Here is a 19,241-nt window from a genome sequence, read left to right on the forward strand (position 1 = left end):
CAGGACGGAGGGAGTGATCTGCATGCCGCGCGGTTCGAGCCCCAAGAGGGAACGCCAGTACGAGCACATCAAGGAGAGCGCCGAGGACCGGGGCGAGAGCGAGTCCCGCGCCAAGGAGATCGCCGCGCGGACGGTCAACAAGGAGCGCGCCCGGTCCGGCGAGTCCAGGACCGCGAGCCGCACCTCCACGCAGGACATGTCCTCGGGCGAGCGCGGCGGCCGGCGCTCGCACGAGGGAGCCGGGGGGCCCACGCGGGACCAGCTCTACGAAGAGGCCAAGAAGCGCGGGGTCAAAGGCCGTTCGGACATGAACAAGAGCCAGCTGAAGCGCGCCCTCGGCGACAAGTAGCCCCGCGCCACCCCGCCCCGTCCGGGATGCGTACGCTCGTCGGCACCATGACGACCGTACGCATCCCGGCGGGCTGGCCCGCCACCGCAGAGCAGGCCCTGGCCGTGCAGGACGAGTTGCGGGGCCGGGTGGTCCTCGACGAGACCGGACCGCCGCCCGGCACCGGGTACGTCACCGGCGTCGACGTGGCCTACGACGACGAGCGGGACGTGGTCGCGGCGGCGGCCGTGGTGCTCGACGCGGCGACGCTGACCGTGGTCGCGCAGGCCACGGCGACCGGGCCGGTCTCCTTCCCGTACGTCCCCGGACTGCTCGCCTTCCGTGAGATTCCGACCGTGCTGGCCGCGCTCGACGCGCTGCCGTGTGATCCCGGGCTCGTGGTGTGCGACGGCTACGGCCGCGCCCACCCGCGCCGCTTCGGCCTCGCCGCCCACCTGGGCGTCCTGACCGGGCTGCCCACGATCGGCGTCGCGAAGAACCCCTTCACCTTCACTCACGACGACCCGGGCACCCCGCGCGGCAGCGCCGCCCCGCTCCTGGCGGGCACCGAGGAGGTGGGCCGCGCCCTGCGCACCCGCGACGGCGTCAAGCCGGTGTTCGTCTCCGTCGGCCACCGGGTGGGCCTCGACAACGCCTGCGCCCACACGCTCGCCCTCACCCCGGCCTACCGCCTCCCGGAGACCACCCGCCGCGCCGACGCCCTCTGCCGCCGGGCCCTGCGGGACACGACCGGCTGACCTCCGCACCGGGGGCACCCCGCCCGGCACCGGGGTGCCCCCGCGTACGGACCTGATACCTGAGTACGAACTGAGTACGTGTACGGATGCCGGCGCACCCGCATGATCGGCAGGCTTGCCGTATGACGACGCACCGAGCACCGAAGCCCGCCACCGCCCCCACCCAGTCCGTCGAGCGGGTCGTGACGGCCGGGCTGCTGCTCGCCCTGATCGCGGGGCTGGCCTGGATCGCCGGGATGATCTACACCCTGACGGGGTGGGCCCAGTAGGTCCCTCCCGGGCAGGCCGGGAGGAACGGCGCCGCTACCGGGACGCCGCCACCCGGAACGTGATGCCGGCCGCGCGCAGCCGCTCGATCAGGGTGTCGCCCATCGCGACGGCCGTCGTGACCTGCCCCGCCGTGGCCGGCAGGTCGTCGAGGGCCAGGCACAGGGCGGACTCGGCGAACATCTTCGCCGTCTCGCCGTAGCCGGGGTCGCCGCCCGCGACCTCCGTGAAGACCCGCCGCCCGCCGCCCTCGCCCACGAACCGCACCGAGAACCAGCTCCTCGCCCGCTTCTCCGCGCTCGGCCCCTCGCCAGGCTTCAGCCGGTCGCCCAGCCAGCGCCGCACCGGCGGCACCTGGGCCGCGGCGACGACCGCGCCGACGAAAGCGACCCCGCCCACCGCGTAGGGCAGGGTCTTCACGGCCGCGTAGTGGCGGTAGCGGAAGTCCGGCCCGTAGCACCGCAGGGCGCGCGCCGAGCGCTGCACCACCTGAGCGTCGATCGTCGGCAGCGGCAGCGCCCACGCCCCGACCTCCTTGGCGAACCGGGGCGCGCTCACCGGCGCGTACGCCCGGCGCCCCACCACACGCGGCTCGTGCCGCTTGCGGTCCTGGGCGGCGGCCATCGTCTGCCGGGTGCGGGAGAACCCGGTGAGGGCCGAGTGGAACGTGCCGCCCGAGAACATCCCCTCGGCGCGCACGAAGCCGTCCACGGTGATCGGCACGTCCTCGGGGAGCTGCCGCACGGTGAAGTACGCGCCCAGGTCGTGCGGTATCGAGTCGAAACCGGCCGCGTGCACGATCCGGGCGCCGGTCTCCCGTGCGCGGGCGTCGTGCCGGACGAAGGTCAGGTCGACGAACTCGGGCTCACCGGTCAGGTCCAGATAGTCGGTGCCCTCGTCGGCGCAGGCGGCCACCAGTTCCTCGCCGTGCGTGATGTACGGGCCCACGGTCGTGGCCACCACCCGTGCCTGCCGGGCGAGTTCGCGCACGGCCTGCGGGTCCGACCCGTCCGCCCGGAGCACGCCGATCCCCGCGCCACCGGGCAGCCGCTCGCGCAGCGCCGCGAGCTTGTCCGCGTTGCGCCCGGCGATCGCCCAGCGCAGGCCCTCGGGCGCGTGCGCGGCGAGATACTCCGCGGTGAGTTCCCCGACGAACCCCGTCGCCCCGTAGAGCACGACGTCGTACGCCCGATCCGCCCTGTTCTGCCCGCTCATCGCACCCCTCAGCACTCGCCCACGCGCCGTTGTCGGTGGCTGAGGCTAGCGTGAGGTGCGAGCAGTCGAGCGCGCGGGATCCGGAGGTGGCCGTGGCCGTACCCAGGAACGTCCTGAAAAAGTGGCAGAAGGTGCGCGAGTTCGCCCTCGGCATGCCCGGTGCGGTCGAGGAGTTCCCCTGGGGCGAGAGCGTCGCCAAGGTCAACAAGAAGGTGTTCGTGTTCCTCGGAACGGATGACGGCAGCTATCCGCTGGGCGTCACCGTCAAGCTCAGGGACGAGGAGACCCATGCCCATGCCCTGAGCTGCCCCGGCGCCGAGCCCGCGGGGTACGGGCTGGGAAAGGCCGGGTGGGTGCGCGTCCCGCTGGAGGAGAAGGGTGCTCCGGCCGCGGAGCTGCTGTGCGACTGGGTCGAGGAGAGCTACCGCGTGATCGCCCCGAAGAGGCTGACGGCCGAGTTGGAGGCCCGCTCCGACCCCGGCGCCGGGAGCCCGGCGCGCGCGGGCTGACACCCGCCGGGACTCCGGGCACAACGACTAAGCGTTTGCTCATCCGGGGCTTGTGCGGTGGAGACCCCGTTCCTAACATCACTGGTGTTACATCATGTGTGTCACAGAGCATGGGGGCTCGATGACAGTGGCGAAGACGCCCGGGCACGGACCGCTCGCCGGTGTGCGCGTGGTGGAACTCGCGGGCATCGGCCCGGGGCCCTTCGCCGCCATGCTCCTCGCCGACCTCGGCGCCGACGTCGTCCGCGTCGACCGGCCGGGCGGCCCGGGCCTCGCCGTGAACCCCCTCCACGACGTGACCAACCGCAACAAGCGGTCGGTGATCGTCGACCTGAAGTCCCCGGCCGGGCCGGACCTCGTGCTCGACCTGGCCGACCGCGCCGACATCCTGATCGAGGGCTACCGCCCCGGCGTCGCCGAGCGCCTCGGCGTCGGCCCGGAGGTCTGCCACGCCCGCAACCCGGCGCTCGTCTACGGCCGGATGACCGGCTGGGGCCAGCAGGGCCCGCTCGCCCGGCGCGCCGGACACGACATCGCCTACATCGCCCTGACCGGCGCCCTCGGCCTGATCGGCACCCCGGACGCCCCGCCGCCCGCCCCCGCCAATCTCCTCGGCGACTACGCGGGCGGCTCCCTCTACCTCGTCGTCGGCGTCCTCGCCGCCCTCCACCACGCCCGCGCGACCGGCGCCGGCCAGGTCGTGGACGCCGCCATCGTCGACGGCACCGCGCATCTCTCCGCGATGCTCCACGGCATGCTCGCCGCCGGCCGCTGGCAGGACCGCCGCGCCGCCAACCTCCTCGACGGCGGGTGCCCCTTCTACGGCACCTACGAGACGGCCGACGGCCGGTACATGGCCGTCGGCGCCCTGGAGCAGCAGTTCTACGCCGAGTTCGTGGACCTCCTCGGCATCGCGGACCGGGCCCCGGCCCGCAAGGACACGGCCGCCTGGGACGAGCTGCGCGCGACGGTCGCGGCCCGCTTCAAGACCCGTACGAGGGACGAGTGGACGGCCGTCTTCGAGGGCTCCGACGCCTGTGTGGCCCCCGTCCTCTCTCTGGGCGAGGCCCCGCACCACCCGCATCTCGCGGCCCGGGGCACCTTCACCGACGTCGGCGGCATCACCCAGCCCGCCCCCGCGCCCCGCTTCTCCGCCACGCACACCTCGGTCCGCCGCGGACCCGCCCAGCCGGGCGCCGACACGGCGGACGTGGCCCGCGACTGGGACATACCGGGCCTGTCGCAGAACGTCTCCACCGAGGCCGGCCCGTCACCGGACGTCTCCGCCACCGGCGCCCGGCCGCCGGACGCGTCCGCGAAGGACACCGCCTGACACCGGCCCCCGGGCCGCACCCTCCCGCACTGGAAAGGCCAGACTCGTGAGCACCGAAGCGTACGTGTACGACGCGATCCGCACCCCGCGCGGCCGCGGCAAGGCCAACGGCTCCCTGCACGGCACCAAGCCCATCGACCTCGTCGTCGGCCTGATCCACGAGGTCCGGCGCCGCTTCCCCGGCCTCGACCCGGCCGCGGTCGACGACATCGTGCTCGGCGTCGTGGGCCCGGTGGGCGACCAGGGCTCCGACATCGCCCGCACCGCCGCGATCGCAGCCGGACTGCCGGACACGGTGGCCGGCGTACAGGAGAACCGCTTCTGCGCCTCGGGTCTGGAGGCCGTCAACCTGGCCGCCGCGAAGGTCCGTTCGGGCTGGGAGGACCTGGTGCTCGCCGGCGGCGTCGAGTCGATGTCCCGGGTGCCGATGGCCTCGGACGGCGGAGCCTGGTTCAACGACCCGATGACCAACCTGGCCGTCAACTTCGTGCCGCAGGGCATCGGCGCCGACCTCATCGCCACGATCGAGGGCTTCTCCCGGCGCGACGTCGACGAGTACGCGGCGCTGTCCCAGGAGCGGGCGGCCGCCGCGTGGAAGGACGGCCGCTTCGACAGGTCCGTCGTCCCGGTCACCGACCGCTCCGGCCTCGTGGTCCTCGACCACGACGAGTACATGCGGCCCGGCACGACCGCCGACTCCCTCGCCAAGCTGAAGCCGTCCTTCGCGGACATCGGCGACCTGGGCGGCTTCGACGCCGTGGCGCTGCAGGAGTACCACTGGGTCGAGGAGATCGACCACGTCCACCACGCGGGCAACTCCTCCGGCATCGTGGACGGAGCCTCGCTCGTCGCCATCGGCAGCGCGGAGATCGGCGAGCGGTACGGGCTGCGCCCGCGCGCCCGGATCGTCTCCGCCGCCGTCTCCGGCTCCGAGCCCACCATCATGCTCACCGGCCCCGCCCCCGCGACCCGCAAGGCCCTCGCCAAGGCCGGGCTGACCATCGACGACATCGACCTCGTCGAGATCAACGAGGCGTTCGCGGCCGTCGTCCTGCGCTTCGTGCGGGACATGGGCCTCTCGCTCGACAAGGTCAACGTCAACGGCGGCTCGATCGCGCTCGGCCACCCGCTCGGCGCGACCGGCGCGATGATCCTCGGCACCCTCGTCGACGAGCTGGAGCGGCAGGACAAGCGGTACGGGCTGGCCACGCTCTGCGTGGGCGGCGGCATGGGCATCGCGACGATCGTGGAACGCGTCTGAGACGACCGGCGGATCACCGCCTGTCACACGACGCGAGCACCCGACCAAGACTTCTGCGGAAAGACTCTACGGAGACCCTGTCATGACACAGAGCACCACCATCCGCTGGGAACAGGACCGCACGGGCCTCGTCACCCTCGTCATCGACGACCCGAACCAGTCCGCGAACACCATGAACCAGGCGTTCCGCGACTCCCTCGCGGTGATCACCGACCGCCTGGAGGCCGAGAAGGACAGCATTCGCGGCATCATCATTACCTCCGCCAAGAAGACCTTCTTCGCCGGCGGCGACCTTCGCGACCTCATCCGGGTCACCCCCGAGACCGCGCGGCAGCTGTTCGACGGCGGTCTGGAGATCAAGCGCAACCTGCGCCGCATCGAGACCCTCGGCAAGCCGGTCGTCGCGGCGATCAACGGCGCGGCCCTGGGTGGCGGCTACGAACTCGCCCTCGCCTGCCACCACCGCATCGCCCTCGACGCCCCCGGCTCGAAGATCGGCTGCCCGGAGGTCACCCTCGGCCTGCTGCCGGGCGGCGGCGGTGTCGTGCGCACCGTACGCCTGCTGGGCATCGCCGACGCCCTGCTGAAGGTGCTGCTGCAGGGTACCCAGTACACCCCGCGGCGGGCCCAGGAGAACGGCCTCGTCCACGAAGTGGCCACCACCCAGGACGAGTTGATGGACAAGGCCCGTGCCTTCATCGACGCCAACCCCGAGTCGAAGCAGCCCTGGGACTTGCCCGGCTACCGCATCCCCGGTGGCACCCCCTCGCACCCGAAGTTCGCGGCGAACCTCCCCGCCTTCCCCGCCACCCTGCGCAAGCAGACGGGCGGCGCGCCCTACCCGGCCCCGCGCAGCATCCTCGCCGCAGCCGTCGAAGGTGCCCAGGTCGACTTCGAGACCGCCCAGGTCATCGAGGCGCGCTACTTCGTGGAGCTGGCGGCGGGCCAGACGTCCAAGAACATGATCCAGGCCTTCTTCTTCGACCTCCAGGCCGTCAACTCCGGGGCGAACCGCCCCCAGGGCATCGAGCCCCGCCAGGTCCGCAGGGCCGCCGTGCTCGGCGCCGGGATGATGGGCGCGGGCATCGCCTACTCGTGCGCCCGCGCGGGCATCGACGTCGTCCTCAAGGACGTGACACCCGAAGCGGCAGCCAAGGGCAAGGAGTACTCGGAGAAGCTCTGCGCCGGAGCGGTCGCCAAGGGGCGCACCACGCAGGACAAGGCGGACGCCCTCCTCGCCCGCATCACCCCCACCGCCGACCCGGCCGACCTCGCGGGCTGCGACGCGGTCATCGAGGCCGTGTTCGAGAACACCGAGCTGAAGCACAAGGTCTTCCAGGAGATCGAGGGGGTGGTGGCGCCGGACGCCCTGCTCTGCTCCAACACCTCCACCCTCCCCATCACCGAACTGGCCGAGGGCGTGGTCCGCCGGTCCGACTTCATCGGCCTGCACTTCTTCTCACCCGTCGACAAGATGCCGCTCGTCGAGATCATCAAGGGCGAGCAGACGGGGGAGGAGGCCCTGGCCCGCGCCTTCGACCTCGTCCGCCAGATCAGGAAGACCCCGATCGTCGTCAACGACTCGCGCGGCTTCTTCACCTCCCGGGTCATCGGACACTTCATCAACGAAGGCGTCGCGATGGTGGGGGAGGGCATCGAGCCCGCCTCCGTCGAACAGGCGGCGGCCCAGGCGGGCTACCCCGCCAAGGTCCTCTCCCTCATGGACGAGCTGACCCTCACCCTGCCCCGCAAGATCCGCGCCGAGTCACGGCGGGCCGTGGAGGAGGCGGGCGGCACCTGGGAGGAGCACCCGGCCGACGCGGTCATCGACCGCATGGTCGACGAGTTCGCCCGGCCCGGCCGCAGCGGTGGCGCCGGCTTCTACGACTACGGCCCCGACGGCCGCCGCGCCAAGCTCTGGCCCGGCCTGCGCGAACACTTCACCCGGCCCGGGTACCGGATCCCCTTCGAGGACATGCAGGAACGCATGCTCTTCGCGGAGGCCCTGGACACGGTCCGTCTCCTCGAAGAGGGCGTCCTGACCTCCGTCGCCGACGCCAACATCGGCTCCCTCCTCGGCATCGGCTTCCCCGGCTGGACCGGCGGCGTCCTGCAGTACATCAACGGCTACGAGGGCGGCCTCCCCGGTTTCGTGACCCGTGCCCGAGAACTCTCCGCCCGCTACGGCCCCCGCTTCACCCCACCGCAGCTGCTCCTGGAGAAGGCGGAGAAGGGGGAGCGCTTCACGGACGGGTGAGCCGTCCGGCCCTGGAAGGGCGGCCGGTGCCGGGAAAAGCAGGAGGCGCGGCCCCCTGCTTTTCAGGGGCGCGGGGAACCGCGCGACCAGCCCCCGTCGGGCGGACGTCCGGGGGGAAGGGGCGCAGTCCCTCAGGACTCCGCCGCCCACCCCCGCATCTCCTCCGTCAACGACCGCTGGAAGGTCGTCAACAACGCCTGCACCACCAGCGGCTGCATCCGTGCGGACAACGACCGCGCGTCCTGCGCATCCCGCTCCGCCACCGCCTCCCGAAACAGCCGCGACAACGCGTACGCGGCAGCCCGCGCGTGCTCGACCAGCACACTCCGCGCGGCCAGGATCGACTCCTCGGACAGCGGCACGTCGAGCAGCTCCACCCCGAGCCGCAGCAGCCCGGTGTCCACCCGCAGACCGTCCCCGTCCCGCTCGGCCACACCCATCGCGAGCAGCCGCTCCAGGTCCGCCGCGGCCAGGGCCCGCCCGGCCCGCCGGTCCAGCTCCTCCCGCGTGACCGTCTCCACCGTGTCCGGCGCCCACGACGCCACCACCGCACGCTGCAGCGCGAGGTCACGCGGGGTGAGGTCCGGCGGCAGCTGCCCCAGATAGCGTTCGATGGCCGCGAGGGTCATGCCCTGCCGCTGCAGTTCCTCGATCAGCGCGAGCCGCGCGAGGTGGTCCCGGCCGTAGTGACCGACCCGGCGGGGCCCGATCACCGGCGGGGGCAGCAGCCCCCGGGTGCCGTAGAAACGGACCGTACGCACCGTGACCCCCGCCCGCGCGGCCAGCTCGTCCACGGTGAGAACGATCTCTGCGGCGCTCTCGACGGAGCCGCCGCCGGCGCTCTCTCCGGTGTCGGTGGTCATGCACAGCAGTATCGCCGTCCCACCGGTGCCGTGACACCTCGGACGGCCGATTGTCGGTGCGGGGCCGTACGGTGGCGTCATGCCGGGGATCACCTACGTCCGGGGGGACGCCACCACGCCGCTGGGCGAGGGCGTCAAGATCATCGCCCATGTCGTCAAAGACATGGGCGGCCGGGGCAAGGGCTTCGTCCTCGCCCCGTCCCGCCGCCGGCCGGAGCCGGAGGCCGCCTACCGCGCCTGGCACCGCGCCCGGGCGGACAACGACTTCGGGCTCGGCGCCGCCCAGTTCGTCCGGGTCGGCCCGTACCTCCGGGCGGCGAACCTGGTGGGCCGGCACGGCACCCGCTCCGGCAGCAAGGGCGCACCCGTCCGCTACGAGGCCATCGACACGGCCCTCGGCCTGCTCGCCGACCAGGCCCTGGAACTGGAGGCCTCGGTCCACGTGCCCCGCATCGGCTGCGGGCTCGCGGGCGGCAGATGGTCGCGGGTGGAACCGCTGACAGCCGACCGCCTGGTGCGGCGCGGAATACCGGTGACGGTGGACGACCACGGGGACTGAACCCGGACCGGGGCGCGGTACCGCCGGGGTGCGAGCGGGTAGGGCACCGGTATGCATCTGGTCCCCAAGGACATCGGCCCGCTGAACCCCGTCGTCGCGGAACTCGTCGTCGCGGCGGTGCTGTTCGCGCTGGTGTTCCTCTTCTTCGTCCGGCTCGTGCCCCGCGTCCAGCGCGTCCTGGACGAACGGGAGGCGGCGACCAAGGGCACCGAGGCGGAGGCGGCAGCCCTGCGTGAGGAGATCGAGGTCAAGCGTGCTGAGGTGGCACAGGCCCTGGCCGAGGCCCGGCACGAGGCCGCCCGCATCCGTCAGCGCGCCCACGAGGAGGGCGCCGCCCTGATCGCGGGGGCCCGTGCCGACGCCCACCGCGCATGCGCCGCCCTGCTCGCCGAGGGGCACGCCCGCCTCACCGAGGACCGCGCCACGGCCGAGGCCCAACTCCGCACCCATGTCCGCCGACTGGCCTGTGACCTGGCCGGCAGGATCATCGGCGAACCGGTGGGCGAGAGGGTCCAGCCGCGTCCCTGAGGGACACGGCCCCCGTGCGGTGGCCCCTTTCCGGCCAGAGCGTGGCTGAAGCCCCGCGTGCCCCAAAAGTGCCTCTGTTGCACGGGAGTTGACCGCAGTACCGTCCGCGCATGCCGATACCTGCGCGACGTACACGCTTCACGACCTGGAGATCGCTCGCGACGGCGGCCACGGCCGCCGCCCTCACGGCCTCGTTCCTCACCCCGGCGGTCGCCGGCACTCCGGCCCCCCGGAGGAGCGAACCGGTCTACTCCTACGACAACGCCATCCGCGAGGCCGTCTGGGTGGACACCGGGCTCGACGGCGACCGCGACGGGCGCAACGACCGGGTCGCCGTCGACATCGTCCGTCCGAGGGAACCCGCGCAGCGGGGCCGCAAGATCCCCGTGATCATGGACGCCAGCCCGTACTACGCCTGCTGCGGACGCGGCAACGAGAGCCAGCTCAAGACCTACGACGCGGCCGGGAACATCGTCCAGACGCCGCTGTTCTACGACAACTACTTCGTGCCCCGCGGCTACGCGTTCGTCGCCGTCGACCTTGCCGGCACCAACCGCTCCGACGGCTGTGTGGACGTCGGGGGCCGTTCCGACATCCGGTCCGCCAAGGCGGTCGTCGACTGGCTCAACGGCCGCGGCAGGGCGTACACCACCCGCACCGGGACCACGAAGACCAAGGCCGGCTGGACCAACGGCCGGACCGGCATGATCGGCAAGAGCTACGACGGCACGATCGCCAACGGCGTGGCCGCCACCGGCGTCGAGGGCCTGGAGACCATCGTCCCGATCGGCGCGATCTCCTCCTGGTACGACTACTACTTCGCCAAGGGCGCCCCGCTCTACAACTCCGGCCCCGACTGGCTCGCCGACTACGTGGAGAGCCCCGAGGCCCGCGCCAAGTGCGGCGCCGTCCAGCGGAAACTGGTCCAGGGCGCCCCGCGTACCGGCGACTGGACCCCGCTGTGGACCGAACGGAACTACGTCAAGGACGTCCGGAAGATCGACGCGAGCGTCTTCGTCGTCCACGGACAGCAGGACCTGAACGTCCGCCCCAAGCACTTCGGCCAGTGGTGGGACGCGCTCGCCGAGCAGGGCGTCGAGCGCAAGATCTGGCTCTCGCAGACCGGCCACGTCGACCCGTTCGATTTCCGCCGTGCGCAGTGGGTCGACACCCTGCACCGCTGGTTCGACCATGAACTCCTCGGCTACGACAACGGCATCGACGACGAGCCCATGGCCGACGTCGAACGCCACCCGAACCAGTGGCAGACGTCCACGGTCTGGCCGCCCCGCGCGGCGAAGACCACGACCCTCCGCCCGGCGAAGGGCGGCGCACCGGGCGTCGGCACCCTCGGCCTGCGCAAGCGCTCCGGCACCGAGACCTTCACCGACGACCCGACGCTGAACGAGACCGACTGGGCCGCGCACGTCGACAGGTCCACCCCCGGCAAGGCGGGCTTCGTCACCGCCCCGCTCACCAAGGACCTGCGGCTGTCCGGCTCCGGCAAGGTCACCGTCACCGCGACGCCCACCACCTCCGCCGCCCACCTCTCGGCGGTCCTCGTCGACCTCGGCCCGGACACCATCCGCGACTACGCCGGGGCGGGCGAGGGCATCACCACGCTCACCGACCGCACCTGCTGGGGGCCGAGCACCGCCGGCGACAGCTCCTGCTTCCGGGAGACCCGGGCGAAGACCGCCGACGTCGAATACACGATCTTCAGCCGCGGCTGGGCCGACCTCGGCCACCGCGCGTCCGGCACCGGAGCCCCGCTCATCCCCGGGACCCCGTACACGATCACCCTCGACCTGCACGCGAGCGACCACGTCGTCCCGGCGGGCCACCGCCTCGCGCTGATCATCGCGGGCACCGACGAGGACCTCATCGACCCGCCGGCCGGTACGCCCACTCTGACCATCGACCTCCGGAAGACCTCCGCGAAGGTCCCGCTGGTCGGCGGAGCCGCCGCCTTCGAGCGGGCCACCACCGGCGCCACGGCCGCCCCCGGGGCCACCGTCCTCGACGGCGTCCGCGACCCGGGCCGTGCCGCCCGCGTCCCGGGCGGCACGGAATGAGGGCCCGGCTCGCGGCACTGATCGCCACCGCGCTCGCCGCACCCCTGCTCTCGGCGCCCGCGTACGCGGCGGACACCGCCCCGCCGCGTACCGCCTTCGAGGAGTCGGGCGGCGCCCGCTGGACCGGCGGGCAGGAGGAGCAGGAGTTCCTGGCCGCCGTGGACCGGGGAAGCGACCGTGTGTCGGTCACCCGGATCGGCACGACCGGGCAGGACCGCCCGCTCCAGCTCGTCCGCGTCGGCGCCCGCGCCGCCTCGCGCACGGTCCTGCTCATCTGCAGCCAGCACGGCGACGAGCCCTCGGGCCGTGAGGCCTGCCTCAGCACCGTCCGCGACCTCGCCCACACCAGGGACGAGCGGACCCGGCGGCTGCTGAGATCCACCACGGTCCTCGTCGTGCCCACGGCCAATCCCGACGGCCGGGCCGCCGGCACGCGGGGCAACGCCGACGGTGTCGACATCAACCGCGACCATCTCGCCCTGCGCACGGCCGAGGCCCGGGCACTCGCCGCCGTCCTGCGTGACCGCACCCCCGACATCGTCTACGACCTGCACGAATACGGCGCCACACCCCGGTACTACGACAAGGACCTCTTCGACCTCTGGCCCCGCAACCTCAACACCGACGCGGCCGTCCACGCCGAGGCCCGCGCCCTGTCCCTGGACCACGTCCGCCCGGCGGCCCGGGCCGCCGGGCATTCGACCGGTACGTACGGCATCTGGACCGACCCGGTGACCGGCGACCCGATCCGCCAGGTCGCCGGCGACGGCCAGGAACGCATTCTGCGCAACATGTCCGGAATCAAGCACTCGGTCGGCCTGCTGATCGAGAGCCGGGTGGACCCGCCGACGGGCGGCACCGAGGGACCGGCCGACAACCTCCGCCGGGTGAACTCGCAGCTCGCCGCCCTGAAGGGCCTGTTCGCCTTCGCCGGTGAACGCGGCCGGCGGGTCGACCGGGTCACCGCCGCGGCCAGGCTCGCCGGCCTGCGCGACACCGGCCCGGTCTATCTCGGCGGAGCCGACAACGACCCGGCCGAACCCGCCGAGGTGATCCAGGACCCACCCTGCGGCTATCGGCTCACCGCACAGCAGTACGAGGAGGTCGCCGATGAGCTGGCTCTGCACGGCGTCCGCGTGCGCCCCGGCGGCGACGGCGCGCTCGTGCCGCTGCGCCAGCGGCAGCGCGCGCTCGTGCCGCTGCTGCTCGACGAACGGGCCCCGTACCGCCTGACGGACGGAGTACCCGACACGACCTGTTGAACAAGAAAGGGTCGAGGTCACATGTGATAGGCGTTCCTGGGCAGGAGAGGTTCAGTTCCAGCCACTCTTGAAAGGTTCCACCTGTGACGCACGACCAACACACCACCCACCACGGGGGAGGCGCGCTTCCGGGCTCGGAAGCGGGCCTCCCCGGCGGCGGGCGGCCCGGGACGGACCGCGTCGTGTTCGGCGTGACGGCGGCACTCACCCTGGCCTTCGTCCTCTGGGGCGCCATCTGGACCGACTCGCTCGAAACCGTCTCCGGCAAGATGCTGGGCGGACTGATCCACAACGGTGGCTGGGCCTTCATGCTGGCCGCCTCCTGTTTCGTCGTCTTCGCCCTGTGGCTCGCGGTCAGCCGCTACGGCCGTATCCACCTGGGGGTCGAGGGCGAGAAGCCCGAGTTCCGCACGGTCTCCTGGGTCGCCATGATGTTCAGCGCCGGTATGGGCATCGGTCTGATGTTCTACGGCGTGAGCGAGCCCCTCGCCCACTACACCTCGCCCCCGCCGGGCACGAACCCCCAGGGCTCCGGCGAGCGCATGGAAACGGCGATGGCGACCACCCTCTTCCACTGGACGCTGCATCCCTGGGCGATCTACGCGGTGGTCGGCCTCGCCATCGCCTACAGCACCTTCCGCAAACGGCGCCGCCAGACCATCAGCGCCGTCTTCACCCCGCTCATCGGCGAGAAGCACGCGAACGGCACGGCCGGCCGGGTCATCGACATCCTCGCGATCGTCGCGACGATCTTCGGCTCGGCGGCCTCCCTCGGCCTCGGCGCCCTCCAGATCGGCTCCGGCTTCAAGGAACTGGACTGGATGGACAAGGTGGGCACCGGCCTGCTCGTCGGCATCATCGCGGTCCTCACCCTGGCGTTCGTCGCTTCCGCCGTCTCCGGTGTGGAGAAGGGCATCCAGTGGCTGTCCAACACCAACATGGTGCTGGCCCTGCTGCTGGCGGTCTTCGTCTTCGTCGCCGGCCCGACCATCCTGGTCCTCGACCTGCTGCCCACCTCGGCCTTCGCCTACCTCGGCGACCTCGCCCAGCTGGCGGGCCGCACCGAGGCGTCCGGCGGCGAGGGCGTGGCCGACTGGCTCGGCAGCTGGACCGTCTTCTACTGGGCCTGGTGGATCTCCTGGACACCCTTCGTCGGCATGTTCATCGCCCGGATCAGCCGCGGTCGCACCATCCGCCAGTTCATCGGCGGCGTCATCCTCGTCCCCAGCACGGTCAGTCTCGTCTGGTTCGCGGTCTTCGGCGGCTCGGCGATGAAGCTGCAGGAGCAGGGCCGGCTCGGTGAGGAGGCCACTCCGGAGGGCCAGCTCTTCGCCGTCCTCCACGAGTACCCCGCCGCCACGGTCTCCAGTCTGCTGGTGATGATCCTCGTCGGGATCTTCTTCGTCTCCGGCGCCGACGCCGCCTCGATCGTCATGGGCACGCTCTCCCAGCGCGGAGCGCTCGAACCCGGCCGCTTCGTCGTCGTCTTCTGGGGCGTCCTCACCGGGGCCGTCGCCGCGATCATGCTCCTGGTCGGCAGCGGGCAGGGCGACGCCCTCACGGGCCTGCAGAACCTGACGATCCTGGCCGCGGCCCCGTTCGTCCTCGTCATGATCGGCATGTGCGTCGCGCTCATGCGCGACCTGCGCCGGGACTCGGTGATCGTCCGCGAGGAGATGGCCTCCGAGGCGGTCGAACTCGCGGTCATCGAGGGCCACAAGCGGTACGACGGGGAGTTCGAGATCAGGGTCGGCCCGGGTCAGGGAACCGAGATCGAGGGCGACCCGATCGGCCACCGCGCGGAGTGAGAGCGGCGCGGGGGCGTGGGCGGCCGCGACGAGTCACGACCGCCCCTCCCGTGACGTCCCCGCACCCGCACCCGCACCCTCGCCGGTGGCCCGGTGGCCCGGTGGCCCGGTGACCCGGTGGCCCGGTGGCCCGGTGGCCCGGTGGCCCGGTGGCCCGGTGGCCCGGTCACCCGTGAGGCGAGGCGTGCCACCTTCGCGGTGTCCCCGGGCCTTCGCCGGTTACTCGTAGGGCGAGGCGTGCCATCGGCCTGGGGTCGCCGCGCCCTCGCCGGTACGCGGAAGGCCAGGCGTGGTCCCTGCGTGGCGTCCCCGGGTCCTCGTCGGCACACCCGCACGGCGAGACGGGTCGCCGGTCACCCGGGGGCGAAGCGGGCCGCCCGCGGGGCCCTCCCCGCACCACCCCCGGTCACCCGGAGGCGAGGCGGGCCGCCTCCCGCGCGCACCCCCACGCCACCGTGACCCCCGCTCCGCCGTGACCGTAGTTGTGCACCAGCACCCGCCCGCCCGGCAGGACCTCGCGCTCCAGGCGCACGCCCGGGCGGGTGGGCCGCAGCCCCACCCGGTGCTCGATGATCCGCGCCTCCGCGATCTCGGGCCGGATCGCCGCACACCGCCGCACGATCTCCTCCGCGACCACCGGGTCCGGAGTCAGGGACCAGGCGTCCTCCTCCGCGGTGCCGCCCAGGATCAGGCCGCCCGGCTGCGGGATGAAGTACGTGCTCCTCGACCCGGTGTGATCCGCCGTCGTGAGCCAGGTGGTGACCCCCGGGTTCTCCACGACGACCAACTGCCCCCGCACCGGCCGTACGGAGGGATCCGGCACCAGCTCCCGTGCGCCCAGCCCCGTGCAGTTGACGACGACCGGCGCGTCGACCGCCGCGAGATCCGTGACCGTACGCGACTCCACCACGCCGCCCGCCGCGACGAACCGCTCGCGCAGCCACCGCAGATGGACCGGCATGTCGACCAGCGGCAGCCGCGCCCACAGTCCGACGCCCGGGTACTCACCGGCCGTCGCCACCCGCAGCCCGGCCACCCGGGAGGCCCACGCGCCCAGTCCGTCCAGTCCGGTGTCGCCGTGTACGCCCTCGACCATGCGTACGCCCGTCTCGCCGGACCGGGCCGCCAACTCCTCGTAGACGGCCAGGGAGGTGAGCGCCCACGTGCCGACGAGCTCCTCCGGCTCGATCCGGTAGGGCCACCACAGTCCGCCCGCGACGGCGGACGTCGTCAGCTCCGCGGGCTCCCGTGTCCAGACCCGGACCCGCACGCCGCCCTCCGCCAGCACGACGGCCGTCGTGAGACCGATGACTCCGCCGCCGACCACGATCACATCACTGTTCGATTCATGGGTCACGCAGGGACGTTAACGGAATATGGTCCGCCGTGCTCACAAGTCTCGCTTTGTGGGGATACTCGCACCATGTCTGCCGAGTACGCGACCTTCGGCCTGGCACCGGCGATGCGAGCCGGTGGCGTCCTCGCCAACGGTGACTACCAGGCGCACCGGGACTTCGTGGACTTCATCGTCGACGGGCGCCCGCTGCTGTTCCAGCTCTCCGACCTCGACGCCGTCTCCCCCCTCGCCTCCGACGTCCCGCCCTCGATCTTCACCGCCCAGGTGCGGAGCCTGCTCCTGGAAGCCGAAGCGCCACTGACGCACGGCCGCTACGTCATCTACGGCTGCCCCGAATGCGCCGACCTCGCCTGCGGAGCCGTGACCGCGGTCATAGAGCGGGCCGGCGAGGACTTCGTGTGGCGGGACTTCGCCTGGCAGACGGAGGAGGAGGCCGACCTCAAGCTGAACGGCTACACGGGCATCGGTCCCTTCCTGTTCCACGGGCCCGAGTACCGCGGCGCGCTGCGGTCCCTGCTGTCGGAGTCCGCCGCCGAGCCCGCGGCCCGCCGCCGGGTCCTCCTCATCGGTACCCGGGTCGCCGTCCTCGCCAGACTCGCCGCCGCCCTGCGGGCCATCGGCATCGGGACGGACCTGGCGCAGGACGCCACCGGCGTGCCCGACGAGGAACTGCGCGCCTACGGTGCCGTGGTCTTCGGCCGGACCGTCGGCGAGGCGGACCGTGCCGCCGTACGAAGGGCCTTCGACCGCGCGGGGGTCACGGTCGCGTACGTCGACGGACTGGCCCCGATCATTCCGCTGCTCGTCGCCCAGATCGAACATGCCCTCGACCGCAGTCCCGTGGAGCAGCGCCGTCTGACCCGGCTCGTCGCCGCCGGAGGGCAGACCGGCATCGAGATCACCTCCACCTGCCGGGTGGAGCTCACCGCCTACCGCCTGGACCGGCTGAACCGCCCCCACACCTACCGCTTCTTCGACGGGATCCTGCCCGCCGGCCGGCACCGCATCGGCCTGGACCCCAAGGCCGTGAGGGGAGAGTCGTTCATCGTGGCCCGCACCGCGGGAACGGTCCTGGTGGAGGCGATGGCGGGATGAGGAGCGCCGGGCGGCGGCCCCCACCCCGACGCGGCTGGGAGGTCCCGCCCCCCTGTCGTTAGGATCGCCCCCTGTGACCGCCACCCTCGTCGTCAAGAACCTCGCCGCCGGCCACGGCGACCGCTCGCTCTTCTCCGGGCTCGACCTCGTCGTCGCCCCCGGTGATGTGATCGGGCTGGTCGGTGCCAATGGCGCGGGCAAGTCCACGCTGCTCAGGCTGCTCGCCGGGCTCCTCCCGCCGGAGGAGGGCGAGCTGCGGCTGTCCCCGCCCTCGGCGACCGTCGGCCACCTGCCGCAGGAACCGGAGCGCCGGGAGGGCGAGAGCGTACGGGAGTTCCTCGCCCGGCGCACGGGTGTGGCCGAGGCCCAGCGCGTGATGGACGAGGCCACCCAGGCCCTGGTGGACGGCGCGCCCGGCGCCGACGACGCGTACTCGGTGAGCCTGGAGCGCTGGCTCGACCTGGGCGGCGCCGACCTGGACGAGCGCGCGGAGGAGGTCACCGCCTCCCTCGGCCTCGGCGTCGGCCTGGACCAGCCGATGACCGGCCTCTCCGGCGGGCAGGCCGCCCGCGCCGGACTCGCCTCCCTCCTCCTCTCCCGCTACGACGTCTTCCTCCTCGACGAGCCCACCAACGACCTCGACCTGGACGGCCTGGAACGGCTCGAACGCTTCGTGTCCGGACTGCGCGCGGGCACGGTCGTCGTCAGCCACGACCGCGAGTTCCTCACCCGCACGGTCACCAAGGTCCTCGAACTCGACCTGGCCCAGAACCGGATCAACCTCTACGGCGGCGGCTACGAGGCCTATCTGGAGGAGCGCGAGACGGCCCGTCGGCACGCCCGGGACGACTACGAGGAGTACGCGGACAAGAAGTCCGCGCTCCAGGACCGCGCCCAGATGCAGCGCTCCTGGATGGACAAGGGCGTCAAGAACGCCCGGCGCAAGGCGAACAACGACAACGACAAGATCGGCCGCAAGTTCCGCAGCGAGGCGAGCGAGAAGCAGGCCGCGAAGGCCCGGCAGACCCAGCGCATGATCGAACGGCTGGACGTCGTCGAGGAGCCGCGCAAGGAGTGGGAGCTGCGCATGGAGATCGCGGCGGCCCCGCGCTCCGGTGCGGTGGTCGCCACGATGCGCGACGCGGAGGTGCGGCGCGGCGACTTCGCCTTCGGGCCGGTGTCGCTGCAGATCGACTGGGCCGACCGCATCGCCATCACGGGCGCGAACGGCGCCGGCAAGTCGACGCTGCTGGGCGCGCTGCTCGGCCGCGTCCCGCTGGACTCGGGCCAGGCCACCCTCGGCTCGGGTGTCCTGGTCGGTGAGGTCGACCAGGCGCGAGGGCTGTTCCACGGACCCGAGTCCCTGCTCGACGCCTTCTGCGCGGCCGTCCCCGACACGGAACCCGCCGAGGTCCGCACCCTTCTCGCCAAGTTCGGCCTCAAGGCGGCCCACGTCCTTCGCCCGGCGGTGACCCTCTCCCCGGGCGAACGCACCCGCGCGGCCCTCGCGCTCCTCCAGGGCCGGGGCGTCAACCTCCTGATCCTCGACGAGCCCACCAACCACCTGGACCTCCCCGCCATCGAGCAGCTGGAGTCCGCCCTCGACTCCTACGAGGGCACGCTGCTCCTGGTGACCCACGACCGCCGGATGCTGGACGCGGTCCACGTCACCCGCCGGCTCGCCGTGGAGGCGGGCAAGGTGACGGAGAGCTGAGGGGGAGTTCCCCGGCGCCCCTGAACAGCAGTGGGCGCAGCCCCTGCTGTTC

17 protein-coding genes are annotated in these 19,241 nt (G+C 72.7%); 14 read left to right on the forward strand and 3 right to left on the reverse strand.

Annotation, left to right across the window (positions count from 1 at the left end):
• Positions 1–22 precede the first annotated feature (22 nt).
• From ACFU5F_RS09065 to mmpA, 3 genes are all read left to right on the forward strand, one after another.
• Positions 23–349: a plasmid stabilization protein gene (locus tag ACFU5F_RS09065; RefSeq protein WP_383884095.1), complete on the forward strand. Its 327-nt coding sequence runs from the start codon at positions 23–25 to the stop codon at positions 347–349.
• Between the two features lie 47 nt (positions 350–396).
• Positions 397–1,086, forward strand: a complete 690-nt coding sequence (locus ACFU5F_RS09070; RefSeq protein ID WP_383884098.1) for an endonuclease V — start codon at positions 397–399, stop codon at positions 1,084–1,086.
• 122 nt (positions 1,087–1,208) lie between these two features.
• Positions 1,209–1,355 carry a morphogenic membrane protein MmpA gene (mmpA, locus tag ACFU5F_RS09075; RefSeq protein WP_383884101.1) on the forward strand — a complete coding sequence of 49 codons (147 nt, stop codon included), beginning with the start codon at positions 1,209–1,211 and terminating at the stop codon, positions 1,353–1,355.
• A gap of 34 nt (positions 1,356–1,389) precedes the next feature.
• Here the strand turns inward: mmpA and ACFU5F_RS09080 are convergent, their stop codons facing one another.
• Positions 1,390–2,568, reverse strand: a complete 1,179-nt coding sequence (locus tag ACFU5F_RS09080) for a saccharopine dehydrogenase family protein (protein ID WP_383884104.1) — start codon at positions 2,566–2,568, stop codon at positions 1,390–1,392.
• A 92-nt stretch (positions 2,569–2,660) separates the two neighbouring features.
• On the opposite strand from ACFU5F_RS09080, the gene ACFU5F_RS09085 reads away from it, so the two are divergent.
• The 4 genes from ACFU5F_RS09085 (at position 2,661) to ACFU5F_RS09100 (ending at position 7,928) form a co-directional block, all read left to right on the forward strand.
• Positions 2,661–3,077 (forward strand): MmcQ/YjbR family DNA-binding protein, encoded by a 417-nt coding sequence (locus tag ACFU5F_RS09085; RefSeq protein WP_383884107.1) that lies wholly within the window; start codon positions 2,661–2,663, stop codon positions 3,075–3,077.
• A gap of 121 nt (positions 3,078–3,198) precedes the next feature.
• Positions 3,199–4,410, forward strand: a complete 1,212-nt coding sequence (locus ACFU5F_RS09090; RefSeq protein WP_383884110.1) for a CaiB/BaiF CoA transferase family protein — start codon at positions 3,199–3,201, stop codon at positions 4,408–4,410.
• Positions 4,411–4,456: 46 nt separating this feature from the next.
• Complete coding sequence (locus tag ACFU5F_RS09095) at positions 4,457–5,671, forward strand: acetyl-CoA C-acetyltransferase (protein WP_275455159.1); 1,215 nt, start codon at positions 4,457–4,459, stop codon at positions 5,669–5,671.
• A gap of 82 nt (positions 5,672–5,753) precedes the next feature.
• Positions 5,754–7,928 carry a 3-hydroxyacyl-CoA dehydrogenase NAD-binding domain-containing protein gene (locus tag ACFU5F_RS09100; protein ID WP_383884113.1) on the forward strand — a complete coding sequence of 725 codons (2,175 nt, stop codon included), beginning with the start codon at positions 5,754–5,756 and terminating at the stop codon, positions 7,926–7,928.
• 131 nt (positions 7,929–8,059) lie between these two features.
• On the opposite strand, the gene ACFU5F_RS09105 is transcribed toward ACFU5F_RS09100, so the two are convergent.
• The gene (locus ACFU5F_RS09105; RefSeq protein ID WP_383884116.1) at positions 8,060–8,791 is read right to left on the reverse strand and encodes a MerR family transcriptional regulator; all 732 of its coding nucleotides are present in this window, start codon (positions 8,789–8,791) and stop codon (positions 8,060–8,062) included.
• A gap of 79 nt (positions 8,792–8,870) precedes the next feature.
• Here ACFU5F_RS09105 and ACFU5F_RS09110 point away from each other — a divergent pair, with 79 nt between their 5' ends.
• From ACFU5F_RS09110 to ACFU5F_RS09130, 5 genes are all read left to right on the forward strand, one after another.
• Positions 8,871–9,350, forward strand: a complete 480-nt coding sequence (locus tag ACFU5F_RS09110) for an Appr-1-p processing protein (RefSeq protein ID WP_383884119.1) — start codon at positions 8,871–8,873, stop codon at positions 9,348–9,350.
• Between the two features lie 51 nt (positions 9,351–9,401).
• Positions 9,402–9,878: a hypothetical protein gene (locus ACFU5F_RS09115; protein ID WP_383884122.1), complete on the forward strand. Its 477-nt coding sequence runs from the start codon at positions 9,402–9,404 to the stop codon at positions 9,876–9,878.
• Between the two features lie 110 nt (positions 9,879–9,988).
• Positions 9,989–11,953: a Xaa-Pro dipeptidyl-peptidase gene (locus ACFU5F_RS09120; protein ID WP_383884125.1), complete on the forward strand. Its 1,965-nt coding sequence runs from the start codon at positions 9,989–9,991 to the stop codon at positions 11,951–11,953.
• Positions 11,950–13,215 carry a M14 family metallocarboxypeptidase gene (locus ACFU5F_RS09125; RefSeq protein ID WP_383884128.1) on the forward strand — a complete coding sequence of 422 codons (1,266 nt, stop codon included), beginning with the start codon at positions 11,950–11,952 and terminating at the stop codon, positions 13,213–13,215. The genes ACFU5F_RS09120 and ACFU5F_RS09125 overlap by 4 nt, the downstream gene beginning before the upstream one ends.
• Positions 13,216–13,298: 83 nt before the next feature.
• Positions 13,299–15,023, forward strand: coding sequence for a BCCT family transporter (locus ACFU5F_RS09130; protein WP_383884130.1), 1,725 nt, complete (start codon positions 13,299–13,301; stop codon positions 15,021–15,023).
• A 406-nt stretch (positions 15,024–15,429) separates the two neighbouring features.
• On the opposite strand, the gene ACFU5F_RS09135 is transcribed toward ACFU5F_RS09130, so the two are convergent.
• On the reverse strand, positions 15,430–16,380 hold the full coding sequence (locus tag ACFU5F_RS09135) for an FAD-dependent oxidoreductase (RefSeq protein WP_383884133.1): 951 nt from the start codon (positions 16,378–16,380) through the stop codon (positions 15,430–15,432).
• Between the two features lie 66 nt (positions 16,381–16,446).
• On the opposite strand from ACFU5F_RS09135, the gene ACFU5F_RS09140 reads away from it, so the two are divergent.
• Together ACFU5F_RS09140 and ACFU5F_RS09145 are read left to right on the forward strand one after the other, a co-directional pair.
• Entirely contained in the window at positions 16,447–17,475 is a 1,029-nt protein-coding gene (locus ACFU5F_RS09140; RefSeq protein ID WP_383884136.1) for an oxidoreductase, read from the forward strand.
• A 73-nt stretch (positions 17,476–17,548) separates the two neighbouring features.
• Entirely contained in the window at positions 17,549–19,189 is a 1,641-nt protein-coding gene (locus tag ACFU5F_RS09145) for an ABC-F family ATP-binding cassette domain-containing protein (protein WP_383884139.1), read from the forward strand.
• The last annotated feature ends 52 nt before the right edge of the window (positions 19,190–19,241 follow it).

The organism is Streptomyces sp. NPDC057438, from assembly GCF_042802995.1.
Classification (GTDB): domain Bacteria; phylum Actinomycetota; class Actinomycetes; order Streptomycetales; family Streptomycetaceae; genus Streptomyces.

Excerpts from the sequence above, each read along its gene's own strand:
- ACFU5F_RS09065 (WP_383884095.1), top strand. The coding sequence starts at position 23 with ATGCCGCGCGGTTCGAGCCCCAAGAGGGAACGCCAGTACGAGCACATC.
- ACFU5F_RS09070 (WP_383884098.1), top strand. The coding sequence starts at position 397 with ATGACGACCGTACGCATCCCGGCGGGCTGGCCCGCCACCGCAGAGCAG.
- mmpA (WP_383884101.1), top strand. The coding sequence starts at position 1,209 with ATGACGACGCACCGAGCACCGAAGCCCGCCACCGCCCCCACCCAGTCC.
- ACFU5F_RS09080 (WP_383884104.1), bottom strand. The coding sequence starts at position 2,568 with ATGAGCGGGCAGAACAGGGCGGATCGGGCGTACGACGTCGTGCTCTAC.
- ACFU5F_RS09090 (WP_383884110.1), top strand. The coding sequence starts at position 3,199 with ATGACAGTGGCGAAGACGCCCGGGCACGGACCGCTCGCCGGTGTGCGC.
- ACFU5F_RS09100 (WP_383884113.1), top strand. The coding sequence starts at position 5,754 with ATGACACAGAGCACCACCATCCGCTGGGAACAGGACCGCACGGGCCTC.
- ACFU5F_RS09105 (WP_383884116.1), bottom strand. The coding sequence starts at position 8,791 with ATGACCACCGACACCGGAGAGAGCGCCGGCGGCGGCTCCGTCGAGAGC.
- ACFU5F_RS09110 (WP_383884119.1), top strand. The coding sequence starts at position 8,871 with ATGCCGGGGATCACCTACGTCCGGGGGGACGCCACCACGCCGCTGGGC.
- ACFU5F_RS09115 (WP_383884122.1), top strand. The coding sequence starts at position 9,402 with ATGCATCTGGTCCCCAAGGACATCGGCCCGCTGAACCCCGTCGTCGCG.
- ACFU5F_RS09120 (WP_383884125.1), top strand. The coding sequence starts at position 9,989 with ATGCCGATACCTGCGCGACGTACACGCTTCACGACCTGGAGATCGCTC.
- ACFU5F_RS09125 (WP_383884128.1), top strand. The coding sequence starts at position 11,950 with ATGAGGGCCCGGCTCGCGGCACTGATCGCCACCGCGCTCGCCGCACCC.
- ACFU5F_RS09140 (WP_383884136.1), top strand. The coding sequence starts at position 16,447 with ATGTCTGCCGAGTACGCGACCTTCGGCCTGGCACCGGCGATGCGAGCC.